Origin of the sequence: Shinella sp., assembly GCF_052438155.1 — a bacterium.
Lineage (GTDB): Bacteria > Pseudomonadota > Alphaproteobacteria > Rhizobiales > Rhizobiaceae > Shinella.
This window is the reverse complement of sequence record NZ_JBQVPI010000008.1, coordinates 180595-194941: the sequence shown is the minus strand read 5'-3', so window position 1 is coordinate 194941 and position 14347 is coordinate 180595. Positions and strand designations below refer to the sequence as shown.

Annotated in this window: 13 protein-coding genes; 10 read left to right on the top strand and 3 right to left on the bottom strand. The window is 61.6% G+C overall.

Features of this window, described 5'->3' with window-relative positions:
• Positions 1 to 129: 129 nt before the first annotated feature.
• Entirely contained in the window at positions 130 to 1044 is a 915-nt protein-coding gene (locus tag ACT6VE_RS17220; RefSeq protein ID WP_444799757.1) for an N-carbamoyl-D-amino-acid hydrolase, read from the top strand.
• A 297-nt stretch (positions 1045 to 1341) separates the two neighbouring features.
• Positions 1342 to 2262, top strand: coding sequence for an IclR family transcriptional regulator (locus ACT6VE_RS17215; RefSeq protein WP_444799756.1), 921 nt, complete (start codon positions 1342 to 1344; stop codon positions 2260 to 2262).
• A 38-nt stretch (positions 2263 to 2300) separates the two neighbouring features.
• Here ACT6VE_RS17215 and puuE read toward each other — a convergent pair whose 3' ends face one another.
• Both puuE and ACT6VE_RS17205 read right to left on the bottom strand, forming a co-directional pair.
• On the bottom strand, positions 2301 to 3254 hold the full coding sequence (puuE, locus tag ACT6VE_RS17210; protein WP_444799755.1) for an allantoinase PuuE: 954 nt from the start codon (positions 3252 to 3254) through the stop codon (positions 2301 to 2303).
• A 10-nt stretch (positions 3255 to 3264) separates the two neighbouring features.
• Complete coding sequence (locus ACT6VE_RS17205) at positions 3265 to 4509, bottom strand: Zn-dependent hydrolase (RefSeq protein WP_444799754.1); 1245 nt, start codon at positions 4507 to 4509, stop codon at positions 3265 to 3267.
• A gap of 447 nt (positions 4510 to 4956) precedes the next feature.
• On the opposite strand from ACT6VE_RS17205, the gene ACT6VE_RS17200 reads away from it, so the two are divergent.
• The 6 genes from ACT6VE_RS17200 to ACT6VE_RS17175 all read left to right on the top strand — a co-directional run bounded on the left by ACT6VE_RS17200 (position 4957) and on the right by ACT6VE_RS17175 (position 10837).
• Positions 4957 to 5775, top strand: a complete 819-nt coding sequence (locus tag ACT6VE_RS17200) for an SDR family NAD(P)-dependent oxidoreductase (RefSeq protein WP_444799753.1) — start codon at positions 4957 to 4959, stop codon at positions 5773 to 5775.
• Between the two features lie 2 nt (positions 5776 to 5777).
• The gene (locus tag ACT6VE_RS17195; RefSeq protein ID WP_444799752.1) at positions 5778 to 6905 is read left to right on the top strand and encodes an ABC transporter ATP-binding protein; all 1128 of its coding nucleotides are present in this window, start codon (positions 5778 to 5780) and stop codon (positions 6903 to 6905) included.
• Positions 6906 to 7052: 147 nt separating this feature from the next.
• Positions 7053 to 8237 carry a polyamine ABC transporter substrate-binding protein gene (locus tag ACT6VE_RS17190; RefSeq protein ID WP_444799751.1) on the top strand — a complete coding sequence of 395 codons (1185 nt, stop codon included), beginning with the start codon at positions 7053 to 7055 and terminating at the stop codon, positions 8235 to 8237.
• A gap of 63 nt (positions 8238 to 8300) precedes the next feature.
• Complete coding sequence (locus ACT6VE_RS17185) at positions 8301 to 9233, top strand: ABC transporter permease (protein ID WP_444799750.1); 933 nt, start codon at positions 8301 to 8303, stop codon at positions 9231 to 9233.
• Positions 9230 to 10075, top strand: a complete 846-nt coding sequence (locus tag ACT6VE_RS17180) for an ABC transporter permease (RefSeq protein ID WP_444799749.1) — start codon at positions 9230 to 9232, stop codon at positions 10073 to 10075. Before ACT6VE_RS17185 ends, ACT6VE_RS17180 begins: the two co-directional genes overlap by 4 nt.
• Positions 10076 to 10099: 24 nt before the next feature.
• On the top strand, positions 10100 to 10837 hold the full coding sequence (locus ACT6VE_RS17175) for an SDR family NAD(P)-dependent oxidoreductase (RefSeq protein WP_444799748.1): 738 nt from the start codon (positions 10100 to 10102) through the stop codon (positions 10835 to 10837).
• A 62-nt stretch (positions 10838 to 10899) separates the two neighbouring features.
• On the opposite strand, the gene ACT6VE_RS17170 is transcribed toward ACT6VE_RS17175, so the two are convergent.
• Complete coding sequence (locus tag ACT6VE_RS17170) at positions 10900 to 11667, bottom strand: IclR family transcriptional regulator (RefSeq protein WP_444799747.1); 768 nt, start codon at positions 11665 to 11667, stop codon at positions 10900 to 10902.
• A 140-nt stretch (positions 11668 to 11807) separates the two neighbouring features.
• On the opposite strand from ACT6VE_RS17170, the gene ACT6VE_RS17165 reads away from it, so the two are divergent.
• Positions 11808 to 12779 (top strand): substrate-binding domain-containing protein, encoded by a 972-nt coding sequence (locus ACT6VE_RS17165; protein ID WP_444799804.1) that lies wholly within the window; start codon positions 11808 to 11810, stop codon positions 12777 to 12779.
• Positions 12780 to 12839: 60 nt separating this feature from the next.
• Positions 12840 to 14333, top strand: coding sequence for a sugar ABC transporter ATP-binding protein (locus tag ACT6VE_RS17160; RefSeq protein WP_444799746.1), 1494 nt, complete (start codon positions 12840 to 12842; stop codon positions 14331 to 14333).
• Positions 14334 to 14347: the final 14 nt, after the last annotated feature.

Sequence of the window (14347 nt, the reverse complement as noted above, 5' to 3'; positions counted from 1 at the left end):
GTGTAATATTTCGTACTTTATGTAGAATTTGCATTGCGCCGCGAGTCACAAAGCCGGTTTTCGGCGATGTGTTTCACAACGTTTTCCCGGCCGCTGGGCCGGACATCACCTAGGAAGGAGCAGAGGTTCATGACACGTCAGATGATACTTGCAGTCGGACAACAAGGTCCGATCGCGCGCGCGGAGACACGCGAACAGGTCGTCGTTCGTCTTCTCGACATGCTGACGAAAGCCGCGAGCCGGGGCGCGAATTTCATTGTCTTCCCCGAACTCGCGCTCACGACCTTCTTCCCGCGCTGGCATTTCACCGACGAGGCCGAGCTCGATAGCTTCTATGAGACCGAAATGCCCGGCCCGGTGGTCCGTCCACTCTTTGAGAAGGCCGCGGAACTCGGGATCGGCTTCAATCTGGGCTACGCTGAACTCGTCGTCGAAGGCGGCGTCAAGCGTCGCTTCAACACGTCCATTTTGGTGGATAAGTCAGGCAAGATCGTCGGCAAGTATCGTAAGATCCATTTGCCGGGTCACAAGGAGTACGAGGCCTACCGGCCGTTCCAGCATCTTGAAAAGCGTTATTTCGAGCCGGGCGATCTCGGCTTCCCGGTCTATGACGTCGACGCCGCGAAAATGGGGATGTTCATCTGCAACGATCGCCGCTGGCCTGAAGCCTGGCGGGTGATGGGCCTCAGGGGCGCCGAGATCATCTGCGGCGGCTACAACACGCCGACCCACAATCCCCCTGTTCCCCAGCACGACCACCTGACGTCCTTCCACCATCTCCTATCGATGCAGGCCGGGTCTTATCAGAACGGGGCCTGGTCCGCGGCCGCGGGCAAGGTGGGCATGGAGGAGAACTGCATGCTGCTCGGCCACTCCTGCATCGTGGCGCCGACCGGGGAAATCGTCGCTCTCACGACGACGCTGGAAGACGAGGTGATCACCGCCGCCGTCGATCTCGATCGCTGCCGGGAACTGCGTGAACACATCTTCAACTTCAAGCAGCATCGTCAGCCCCAGCACTATGGTCTGATCGCGGAACTCTGAGGTTGCCGAAAAGCATGTGTGTCGTTGTTCTCGGCGCCTGGGTCACATCCAGGCGCGCCAGGTTGACGCTGGTGGAATAGTACCACGACCGCTTCAGGGCGATCCGCAAGGAGATGCGGGTCGCCGGAGCGGCAAAGCCCGACATTCGTTTCGCACCGACGGCCGTCGTGAACTCGACAGTCCGCGAGAAGGGCGTATTGCGCGGCCTGGACCTGTACGTGGAACTGTAGCCCATATATAGATTTCCAAAGAGTTTCGGCGAGGCGCGGCGCGCCTAGCCCCATGTGAGCGAGAACCGTGCCCAGATCAAAGAATGAGACCGACGCGCCGGCCGCGGCAAAGGATGATCCTCAGGGTCGGATCTATCGCTCCGCCCTGAAGCAGGAGGGCGCACGCTGGCTGCTGACGGCGGAGGAAGGGTTGCTGGCAAAGCCCAAGCCGCCCGGCCTTGTTCCGGCACTTGAGAATGCGATCGCCATCGTCGATTACATCAACGGTACACCGCCCCATATCGCGTCCCTGGCGGAGCTTTCAACGACGCTCGGGATATCCAAGAGCCACTGTCACTCCATCCTCAAGACGCTGACGCATTTCGGCTGGCTAAAATTCGACAATCGCTCAAAGAGCTACGAGCTGAATTCCGGTCTGGTCGCCAGTGCTTCGTCGTTCCTGGGATCCCCGGTGCTGGATCGGATCCGAATCGAACTTGCCGCGTTCGTCCGCCGGGCCGGTTTGACGACGGTGCTGACGCAGCCACAGGCGGACGACAGCTTTATCTGTGTCGACAAACTGAACGCGCCACAGGCGATGGAGGTTTCCTTTCCGCTCGGCCACCATTTTCCGCGCGACTCCACCGCCCATCTGCGAGCCTATCTTGCCTGGCAATCGCCGGACAAGATCGACCGCTGGATGCGGGATTGGCAGCCGGTCCGCTACACGAGCGCGACATTGCTGACGGAGGAAGAGGTGCGCGCCGAGATCGCCGCCACCCGCAAGCGTGGCTATGCGCGCAGTGTCGGCGAGCTGACCGAAGGATTGATGGCGCTCGCCATGCCGATCTTCGACCGTTACGGCGAAGTGATCTACATCTTCAGCTGCTCCGGTCTGCTGGCGACCGTCGCGCCGCGCGAGGAAACCATCGGGCAGGAAATGATCCGGACCGCGATGGATATCAGCCACGCGATCCAGGGCCGCCTGCCGCCCGGCTTTCCCGGCTGAGCGGCATTTCTGGGCCCAGCAGGCCCACGCGGATCCTGTCATGGGAAAGATGCCTCCTCCCGCGGCGGATGATGCTGGCGCCAGTGTAAGGCGATGTCGATCCGTCGGGCGACCCAGACATCGTCCAGCGCGGCGACGTGATCGAGGAAAAGCTGAAGATCGGCCGCTCGCCCGGGCTTGCCCGCGATCCGGCAGTGAAGGCCGACGTTCATCAGCTTCGGTGCCGTTTCGCCTTCCTTGCGCAGGAGATCGCAGGCGCGGATAAGATAGGTCGAGAAATCCGGTCCCTGAAGGCCGAATCCGTTCACATAACGCCCGTCATTGTTGTCCAGTGTATAGGGAAGGACGAGCTGAGGCGCCCCATTGTCCGTCACCCAGTAGGGCAGGTCGTCGGCGAAGGAGTCGGAATCGTATTCCAAGCCGCCGATTTCCGAGAGGATGCGGCGCGTGTTGATGCTCATCCGCCCCGTGTACCAGCCGCGTGGTCGCTGGCCGGTCGCATCCTCGTGGATCCGGATTGCTTCGATGATCTGACGCCGTTCTTCCGCCTCGGGCATGTGGGCGTAGTTGATCCACTTCAAGCCATGGGATGCAATTTCCCAGTCCGCGGCCTTCATCGCTGCCACGGCCGCCGGGTTCTTGGCCAGTGCCTGTGCGATGCCGAAAACGGTAACCGGAAACGCTCGCTCGGTCATGAGGCGGTGAAGGCGCCAAAACCCCGCCCTGCTACCATACTCATATTGGGATTCCACATTGATATTGCGTTGTCCCGCCAGGGGAGTGGTAGGCTCCTCGGTGAGGAAAGCCTCCGAAGTCAGATCTCCGTCCAGCACGCAATTCTCGCCGCCCTCCTCATAGTTGATCACGAATTGAATCGCGAGCTTGGCTCCGCCCGGCCATCGAGGATGGGGCGGGCGTCCTTCGAATCCGACAAGATCCCGTTTTGGCAATGGAGCGCGGGTGGGGGCGCGGGCGGGTAAGTCCTCGGTCACGGTGCGTTCCTCAATAGGCAAGGCGGTAAAGACCGGCCGCCAGCACTTCGATGCCTGCGACGATGTCTTCGATGGAGGAGAATTCGTCCGGTGTGTGGCTCCGGCCGTCCTTGCTGCGCACGAAGATCATGGCGACCTTGGCAATTCGGGCCATTTGCTGGGAATCGTGGCCAGCGCCGCTTGCCATGAGCATGGTCGGCACACCCTGCGCTTCCGCGGCCCGCCGCAGGGTCTCGACCACGCCTTTGTCGGACGGGCAGGCCGGGTGATCGATCATGATTTTCCAATCGATATCGAGGTTCCGGCGCTTGGCCACTTCGCGCATGTAGGCTTCCTGGGTCTCGTGAAGTTTCCGGCAAAGATCCGGATCGGGGTGACGCGTATCGAGAGTGAAGACCACGCTATCGGGAATAATCGCGGTGGCATTGGGCATGACGTGCACCCGCCCGACCGTGGAAACCGCCGGGCGACCCCAGCGATGGGCCGTATCGACGACGCCGTTGGCAATCTCGGCGAAGCCGGCCATCGGATCGCGCCTCAGGTCCATGGGAAAGGCGCCCGCATGGTTCTGTGTGCCGCGCAGCTTGATCTCGTAGTGGCGAATTCCGGTGATCCCGGTCACCACGGCGACAGGCAGGCCGGCATGCTCAAGAATTGGCCCCTGTTCGATATGCAGCTCGACGAAGGTGTCGATGTCGTCGCGGCGGGCTTCGGGGATGCGAGCCGGGTCCAGTCCGACATCCCGCATGGCGTCGCCGATGGTCTCGCCGCCAAAGCCGATCGTCGTTTCCGGATCGGTGGGTCGTATGCCGCCGGTAATCGCCCGGGACCCCCAGAAGTTGGCGGATGGGAAGCGGCTGGATTCCTCTTCGCAAAAAGCGATGCACTCGAGAGTTCGCTTCGGTGTTCCAAACTGCTCCTTCAGTGCCTTCAGCGCGATGAGCCCGGCGAGTGCTCCGAGAATGCCGTCATAGCGGCCGCCCGGCGTCTGGGAATCGATGTGGGAGCCGCTAACGATGGACTTGCCGCCCTCGCTGCCCTCCAGTCGCCCCCAGACGTTGCCAACGGTGTCCATGCGGGCGCTGAGCCCCGCCTGTTCGCACCAGTCGGCATAGGTTTTCGTCGCCGCCACCCATTCCGGAGAATAGACGGTACGAGAGACGCCGGTTCCGCCATCGGAACCGTACTGGGCGATGTCGAGGATCAGCTTTTCGACAAAGGCGGGATCGATCGTGACGCGGGTCGGGGCAGACATGTGTTCTCCTGTTGAAGCTTCAAGGTGAGGGGGCGGGATACGCCTTGCGGATGCGAATTGGCCTCGGCGCGGCGGTCAGGGCCTGACGGTCGGAAAGGAGCGGCGTGGGTCATCCCGCGCCCGCGGTGAAACTCCCGAGAAAGGAGCCGCCGTCATCGGAAACGCGGCAGGTGGCCCTACACCAGGCCGCGATCCATTCGCGGCGACGCCGCGGAGTGATTTTTGCCCTATTTTGAGGCATCTGAGTGTTCTTTATATAGAATGAAATTCCTATAAGGGGATGCTATGAACTTTGACGGCAATGTCAAGTGAGGTTCTAAAATAGAAATCAGTTCAATTTGGCCGCTAAATTGGTCTTGACAATTCGCTATGTCGGAGAAAATATTTACTCTAATAAGAATATTAATCTGCATATAGAATTACGGGCGACGCCCCAGCGGGAGATTTTTGCATGCCGAACCAACATTCGCCGATGCGCCGGGCGGCTTTGCCGTTCTTTCTTGGAGGCGTTCGCCGATGAGAACTCTTGAAGAGCAGGTCGTTATCATTACCGGCGCGGCCCGTGGCATAGGCAAGTCCATCGCTAACTCTGTCGCGAAGGCGGGCGGGCATGCGATCGTCACGGACATTCTGGAAGGGGAGGCGGAAGAAACTGCGGCGGCCATTCGCGCCTCGGGGGGCAAGGCAACCGCGCTACGGCTCGACATCACCCGCCCGGAGCAGGCGGAAGAAATAGCCGCGGCTGTGATCGAGCGTTTCGGCCGGATCGATGCCCTGGTCAACAACGCGGGGCTCGATGCGCCTCATGGCAAAGCCTGGGAAGTCGAGACAGATCAATGGCGGCACGTGATCGAAGTCGACCTGAACGGCGCCTGGTACTGTTCACGCGCCGTTATTCCGTTCATGCGCGCCGCGCATCGGGGGCGCATCGTCTTCATCAGTTCGCTTTCCGCCCGTCTCGGCGATCGACATATCTCGCCTGCCTATTCCACGGCCAAGGCCGGGTTCATCGGGCTGACGGTTTCGCTTTCAACCCAGCTGGAACCCGACGGCATTCTGGTGAACGCCATCACGCCGGGGCCGACGGGCAATACCGGCTCTCCTTACTCGGAAGCCGGTCGCCAGGCCTATCTCGCCGCCCATCCGTTGGGTTTCGGTGGGCCGGAGCCCATCGCGGAGGCGGTGTCTTTCCTGCTCGGTCCGGGCTCCGCGTGGACCAGCGGAGCGGTGTTCAACATCAGTGGCGGCCATTTCCGGGGGATCTGAAGATGATCATGTCCAACGGTTTCAAGGCTAAGCGCTCCGACGCTCAGCACGGCGTGAGATTTCGCGGGATATTCAAGCGCTTCGGCGAGGGGCCGCAAGCGCTGACGGTCATCAATAATCTCAACCTCGATATCGGCCGGGGCGAGTTCTTCTCACTTTTGGGGCCAAGCGGATGTGGCAAGACGACCGCGCTCAGAATGATCGGGGGCTTCGAGCACCCGAGCGAGGGCGAATTGCTGCTGGACGGCGAAGACATCACGGGCGTTCCGCCTTATCGGCGCGATGTCAACATGGTGTTCCAATCCTATTCGCTCTTCCCGCATATGGATGTGTACGACAACATCGAATACGGCCTCCGCCGGAAGGGTATCCAGCGCGAGGAGCGACGAAAGCGGATCGCCGAGGTTGTTGGTTTGGCGCAGCTGGAAGCGTATCTCGGCCGCCGTCCGACACAACTTTCCGGTGGTCAGCAACAGCGCGTGGCTCTCGCGCGGGCGCTCGTCAACCGGCCGAAGGTGCTGTTGCTCGACGAGCCCCTGGCCGCGCTCGATGCCAAACTACGCTCGTCCATGCAGACGGAACTGCGCCGCATCCAGCAAGAGGTCGGCATCACCTTCGTCTTCGTCACCCATGACCAGCAGGAAGCTTTCGCGCTTTCTGACCGGGTCGCGGTGATGCGCGCGGGAAGGCTGGAGCAGGTCGGCACCCCGCACGAACTTTACAGCAGGCCGGCGACCCGCTTCGTGGCGGATTTTGTCGGCCAATCGAACTTCATAGACGGTCGCGTCGAGCCGGAGGCACCGGGCGTCCTTCGCGCAAAGGGGGGTGAGGTTATTCCTCTCCCCGCGCCAGCCGAGGCAGGGCCGAGGACCATTGTTGTGCGCCCGGAAAATGTGGCCCTTTACCCTGCGAAGCCGGCGCAGCTTCCCGCAGACGTCGCCCTGCTCAGGGGAACGGTGCTGGAGAATACCTTTCTGGGCTCAAAGCATTTGCTGCGGGTGAAGACCAGCCTGCCGGAACCGCTGCTCGTCGAGGCGAGCCATGAAGCGGTGAACGCGGTCTCGGGAGGCGCGGTGGCTGAAGTCTGGCTGAGCTGGAGGGCCGCCGACAGCGCTATCCTCGCCGACTAGCCATACCTGAACGAAACGTCTTCGAGCGCGGATCGCCCAACGGCGTCAGCGATCGCTTCCCCTTGCGCTCCGCCCGGGCGTAGCGGGCAACAAGCATAAACCGGAGCAACCGGCGCCTTCAGAAGAGTTCAACAGAGAGGGAATGACATGACGAAGAACCCCAACGACAAGGATATCCGGATCCTCGCCTCCGAGACCTGGACCCGGCGCAATTTCATGCGGCTCGCCGCCATGGCCGGCGGTTTAGCGACGCTTTCGATCAATGGCGTGGCGCTGGCCGCGGCTCCCGAGGGACTGGTCGAGAAAGCCAAGTCGCTGAAAGGCGATGCCACGCTCGGCGATACCCTCTTCATTTATTCCTGGGCGGATTACGCCAATCCGGACGTGCTCGATGCTTTCAGCAAGGGGGCAGGTCCACGCATCGAAATCGCGACCTTCGATTCCGTGGAAGCCGCCATCGCCAAGCTGGAGATTGCCGGCGGATCGTCCGGTTATGACATCGTCGTGGTCGGCGACGCCTATGTCGAACAGATGATCGCGCGCAAACTCATCCAGAAGCTCGATCACAGCAAGCTTCCCAATCTCCAGAACCTGCGCGACGAATTCCGCAGTTTGCCCTTCGATCCGGACAATCAATACACGGTGATGAAGAATTTTGGCACGATCGGCATTCTTTACAACAGCAAGATCGTCACCGAGGAGATCAAAACCTGGGACGATTTCTTCCGTGTCGCCGCGACCGAGGTCGCGAGCCATCGCGTGGCGGTGTTGAACGACCAGCCGAGCGTCTTCGGCCTGGTCTTCTGGCGCGAGGGCAAGGACTACAACACGGGCGACGAAAAGCGTCTGCGCGAAGCCAAGGACGTGCTGACGAAGGAGCTCATTCCTCATCTCAAGGCTTTCGACGCCAATCCGGTCCAGGGTCTCCTCAACGGCGACTATGTCCTGGCTCAGGGCTATCTCGGCAGCAGCCGTCACATTTTCGAGCAGGATCCGGATAGCTACACCTGGGTCTACCCCGAGCCGCAATGCGTACTGTGGAGCGATCACTACGCGGTACCCACCGGCTCAAAGAACGCGGACGCCGCCCACGCCTTTATCAACTATATGCTGGACGCGGACGTGGCCGCGGCCGAGGTGGCCCATATCGGCTATGACACGGGCGTCAAGGGCGTTATCGAAAAGCTGCCGGCCGATATCGTGCGCAAGGATATGATCGTCTTCCCCGAAGGCGTGACCGACCGGCTGATCTACCAGAAGGTCGAAGGCTCCAATCCGACACTTCGCATCGAGATCTTCAACGAGTTGAAGGCGGCCGCGGCCCAAAACTGATCGCCCGCGCGGGGTCGGTCGTTCCGGCCCCGTCACCCCATCTAACGACAGGAGAGCACGGCAGTGTCGATTTCCGCCGCGGCGAATATCCCGGCCATGGCACGGAGAAACTGGACCGAAACCAGCCTCGGCTGGCTCGTCGTCCTCGTGCCTTTCACCGTCTATCTCGCTTTCTTCATCGCGCCGGTCATGGTGATCGCTCTGCAGAGCTTGACGCCCTACGCGGTCGGGCAGCATGGCGGCTTGGCCGACGACGCGCGCCTGACGCTTGAAAACTACGCATCGGTCTTTTCCGTCACGTTCCGCTCCGTCTTCGCCGACAGCCTGTCGAACGCGCTCATGGGAACAGTGCTTTGCCTGCTGATCGGCTATCCTGTGGCATACTTTATCAGCGCGCGCGTGCCGGAGCGGCTGAAGCCCTGGTGTCTGGTGCTGATCATCGTTCCCTTCTGGACGAGCTATCTGCTGCGGATGCTGGGTTGGCGTATCCTTCTGGGGGCAAACGGCGAAATATCGGGCCTTTTGCAGGCCATGCATCTGCTTGCGCCCGGGCAGGGCCTGCTTTTCACCCAGGCGGCCGTGCAACTGGGCCTCGTCTACAATTTTCTGCCGATGATGATCCTGCCGATTTACGTCTCGATCGAGAAGCTTTCGCGCGATCACCGGGATGCCAGCCGTGACCTCTACGCCCGGCCCTGGCAGACATTTCTCAGCATCACCTTGCCCCTGACCTATCCCGGCATCATGGCGGGCCTCACCGTCGTCTTCATCATGATGACAGGCGACTACGTGACGCCGGAGCTGATGGGCGGGGCCAAGGGCATGATGATCGGAACGCTCATCTACTCACAGTTCCTGCAGGGGGGAAACTGGCCGCTGGCTTCCGCCATGTCGCTGTCGCTCGTCTTTGTTCTGGTCGCGGCTGTGCTGGCCATGACCGGTATCGGCGCGCTGCTCCAGCGCCTGCCGGAAACAATCAGAAGGGCGACCCGATGACCCGAGCGAAAGACATCAAGACCCTCGTGCTCGGTGCATGGTCCGCGCTGGTCGCCTTGTTTCTGCTTCTGCCGATCTTCGTCGTCCTCGCTTACTCCTTCAACGTGGGCGATTATCTGATCATCTGGAAAGGCACGGGTTTGCGCTGGTATTGGCGCATTCTCGAGGACGGCAACATCCTCGCGACGCTGAAAACCAGCTTCGCCGCCGCGCTTCTCTCCACGGCAATGAGCGTTGTGCTTGGCGGCATCAGCGGTCTGGTCCTCTCCCGCCGCTCGGCGCTCGTTGCCTACCCGCTGGGTTTGCTGCTGCTGACGGTCATTTCTTTCCCGGAGATCGTCAAGGCGGTCGCCTACTTGGTCTGGTATGTGAAAATCGACCTGCGGATCGGACTGCTCCGGATCGCGCTCTCCCATGCGCTCTTTGGTACAGCCATCGTCGCCTTCGTGGTTCGCGCCCGGCTGGCGGGCATGGACGGCAAGTTGGAGGAAGCAGCGGCGGATCTCGGCGCCAAGCCGCTCGTCACATTCCTGACGGTCACCCTTCCCCTGTTGATGCCGGCGTTCCTGGTCGGCGGGCTTCTGTCTTTCACCCTTTCCTTCGACGACGTGATCGTTTCGCTTTTCGTAGCAACCGCCGACAGCACGACGCTGCCGGTTTATATTCTGGCTTCGGTGCGCCAGGGTCTGAAGGGCGACATCGCCGCGGTTTCCGCCGTCATGTTCTTCCTGACGATCCTCACCTTCACTTGTGTCGGTCTGTATTTGTCACGCAGCGGAACCTCGCGCCGTGACACCGTGCTGATGCTTGCCGGCCAGAACGACGTTTCCACGGCCGGCTGACCGGCTCAACAATGGAGTACTTCCGTGACTTCTCCTAAACCTGTCTCGCTCGTAACGGGTGGCGCTTCCGGTATCGGTGCCGCCACAGTCCTCGCTCTCGTCGAAAAGGGCTACGTCGTCTATGCCCTGGACCGCGATGCCGCCATGCTCGACGTGTTGCCCGATTGCCCCGATCTCCATCGGGTGGCCGTGGATGTGGCGGACGAGGCGGCTCTTCGGGAGGCTGTTTCGAAACTCAAGGCCCGCGAAGGGCGGTTGGACGCCGTGGCGGCGGTGGCGGGCATCGGCCTGACCGCCTCGCTCGAGGAGACCCGGCCCGACGATTGGGATCAGGTGCAGCGTGTCAATTTGCGCGCGATCTACCTCCTCGGCCAGATGACCGCGCCGCTTCTCGAAGCGTCTGGCCGTGGCTCGTTTGTCGCCGTCGCCTCCGAACTTGGGACGGTCGGCCACGTCGGCCTTGCCGCCTACGGCGCCGCCAAGGCGGGCGTGATCAATCTCGTTCGGGTGATGGCCCTCGAATATGCGCGACGCGGGGTGCGTTTCAACGCGGTCGCCCCGGGTGGCGTTCATACGCCGATGATGGAGCGGGAGCAGAAGCGCTTGGGTCTTACCGTGGACGATGCCGCCCACAACATTCCCATGGGCCGCCTTGCGCAGCCGGCGGAGATTGCCTCGGTCATTGCGTTCCTGCTCGGAAAGGATGCCTCCTTTGTGACCGGCGCCACCTGGGTCGCGGATGGCGGCTACACCGCGGGATAGCATCGCGCGGCGCGCGGCGGTCACGCGGACATGGAATGATGAACGCCCGCCGCGCATTGGACTTAGAACGAGAAATTTCCCATCTGAGCGCTCAACCGCTCTCCCGCGTTCCTGACGCTTTCGAGCAGCGCGGTCTCACGATCGTCGAAATTGGTGATGGTCATGACAAGGCTTATCGCGGCGACGCATTTGCCGGAGTGATTGTAGATAGGTACCGCGATGCACGCGACGTTGGGCTCGATGAGCCCCCGCGTACAGACGAAACCATCGGTCTTCGCCTGTTCGATATCGCCAAGAAACTGCTTCGCGGTCTGTCGTACCCCATTGCTGCCAACGTAGTCGGCTTCCGGAATGCTGGCCAGGATTTCCTCGGGGCTCCGGCCTTGGACAAGGAACCGTCCCGAAGCTGTTTGCGGAATAGGGTAGCGTCCGCCTTCCACCGAGCGCAGGTAGAATTGCCGGGGGCCATTTTCGGCGAGAAGCACAAGTTGCTTCCAGTTGTCGAGCACGTTCAGTTCCGCGATCTCCCTAGTCTCCTGGGAGAGGTCATGCACGATCGTCCGCGCCGCCTGTATGATGGTCGATCCCCGTTCGAAGGCGAGGCCGAGCAGGGCGATCTTGGGGCCGAGTGAAACAAGCCCATCCTCCGAGCGCTGCAGGAAAGCGCGAGAGACCATGGAGTCCACGATCGTGTAGGTGGTCGATCGCGGCGCACCGATGGCGCTGGCGATTTCCCCGGCTGTCATCGCGCGGTCGTTGCGACCCAGATGTTCCAGAATGTCGAGCATTCGATCGGTGCCGCGCGCCCTGTCAGTGCTTTCCGTTGCCATACCGCTCTCATTCACGTTTCGCCCGATGATTACCGATTACGCGGGCCTACCCCTATTGACAAGCACCGTGCGCCTTAATTAAATGTCTCGTATAGAATACACATGTCCAATAGATAAGACACAAACCAGAAGGGGTGCACATGTCGAATTACTTAAAAGCGGCAGCCGGAGCGATGCTGGGTCTCACTATAATGGCGGCGTCGCCGGCGACCGCGGCGGACTGCAAAGTTGGCATTTCCATGAAGACGCTCGGGGCTCCTTACTTCGCCGCGCAGCTGGAAGCCGCGAAGGCGAGGGCGATCGAGGCCGGTTGCGAAACGGTCGAGGCCGACGCGCGTGACGATATGGCAAAGCAGATCAGCGACATCGAGGATATGGTCGCCGGACATGTAAATCTTCTGATTGTCAATCCGATGGACGCGCAAGGGCTTGTTCCGGCGGTGAACGCGGCAACCGCGGCCGGCGTTAAGGTCGTTGCCATCGACAACACGCTCGATCCCACCGCCAATTTCGTGACCCAGGTTCAGGCATCGAGCTTCGACAACGGCTTTCTTGTCGGCCAGTGGGTGGCGGAAAACATCAGCGGGCCGCTGAAGATCGCCCTGTTGTCCGGTCGTCCCGCCGACTTGCCGGGCCGCGAGCGGCGGCTGGCCGTCATCGCCGGCATCACGGAAGGTCAGTTGCGTAAGAGCGGAGCAACCAGCTTCGAGATCGTGGGGCAGGGCTGGGGCAACTGGTCGACGGACGGCGGGCTGGACGCCATGGAGGATCTGCTGACCGCCCATCCCGACATCAATATCGTGATCGGCGAAAACGACAGCATGGTGCTCGGCGGCAAGCGGGCCATCGACGAGGCGGGGCTTACCAAGCAGATCACGTTGGCGGCGGCGGCCGACGGCCAGAAGGAAGCGCTCGATCTCATCAAGTCGGGTGGATACGCGGTCACCGGCCGCAACGATCCGGCGCTGATCGCTCGCACGGCCGTCGATATTGGCCTGAAGGCGGTGCGCGGCGAATTGGAGCCGGGCTTTTCTAAACTGACGCACACCGATCCAGCTGCGATCCATGCCGGCAACGTCGACCAGTACTACGATCCGAAGGCAGTGTTCTGATCGCTGCGACGCGATGCGTGTCGGGCTTCGTGCCCGACACAATTTTGACTGGAGGCTGATTTGGATCCGCTGGTGGAATTGGTAGAGGTTTCGAAATCCTTCGGCGGGATCGCCGCGCTGAAGGGTGCGAGCCTGCGCATTGATCATGGGCAGATCCATGCGCTGATCGGCGAAAACGGGGCCGGCAAGTCGACATTGATGCGGGTGCTGGGCGGGGAAATCCAGGCCGACAGCGCCACCCTGCGGCTTCAGGGCAGGAAAACTGTCCTGCGGAGTCCGCACGAGGCGCTCGAAGCCGGCATCGCGGTCATTCATCAGGAACTCGCGCTGGCTCCAGACCTCAGCGTGGCCGAAAACGTCTTTCTCGGCACGCTCCCGAAAGTGATCGGGTGGTGGCGCCTGCGCCTCGCAGCGGCGGAGCTGATCGCGCGTCTGGGCTTTACGATAGATCCGGCGGCCCGCACTGGGGATTTGACTGTCGCACACCAGCAAGTGGTCGAGATCGCCAAGGCGCTGTCGCGCAAGGCGCGGGTGTTGGTGCTTGATGAGCCGACGGCGGTTCTTTCTCCCACGGATTCCGACAGGCTGCTGGACCTCGCACGGCGATTGAAGTCCGAGGGCGTTTCGATCGTCTATATCTCTCACCGGCTGGAGGAGGTTCTGGCGGTCGCGGACCAGATCACGGTCATGCGCGATGGCAGAAACGTTACTTCCGTTCCGCCGTCGCAAACCGACATGGCCGGTCTGGTCGACCTCATGGTCGGCCGATCGCTCAGCGGTCTCTTCGAGACACGGAACCGCGCGGTTGGCGAAGAGGCTTTGCGGGTCACAGGGCTTCGACGCGGCGACGTTGTGCGCGATGTCAGCTTCGGCTTGCGCAAGGGAGAGATCCTTGGACTGGGCGGGCTTGTCGGGTCCGGGCGAACCGAGACCGCGCGCCTGATTTTCGGAGCCGATCGGGCCGAAGCCGGAACGATACATATCAGAGGCGCGCTGGAGAGCATCAGGAGCCCTCGCGACGCGGTGCGATTGGGCATCGGGCTCGTTCCCGAGGATCGAAAAGAACACGGAGCGGTGCTGGAGGCGTCTATCCGGACGAATGTGACGTTGGCCGCCTCAAAGGCGCTGTCGCGTTATGGCTTCATCCTCGCCCGCAAGGAAAAAACGCATGTCGCCGCGCTTGGTAAAACGTTGCGGCTAAAGGCGGCCAGCATCGAAAATCCGGTCTCGTCGCTCTCCGGCGGCAATCAGCAGAAGATCGTGCTCGCCAAGTGGTTTCATGTCGACGGAGACATACTGATCCTGGATGAGCCGACGCGGGGCGTGGATATCGGCGCGAAGGCGGAGATCTACGCGATCATCCAATCCATGGCGGAAGCTGGCAAAGCCGTCCTCCTGATCTCTTCCGATCATGAGGAACTGATGCGGTTGAGCGATCGCATCATCGTCATGGGCGAGGGCGCGGTTAGGGGCGAGCTGCTTCCGAAGGACTATTCCCAGAACAACATTATCGCCTTGTCCATCGGCGCCAAATCCTCGGTCGCGGACGCTTGAGGGGGGAACAATGA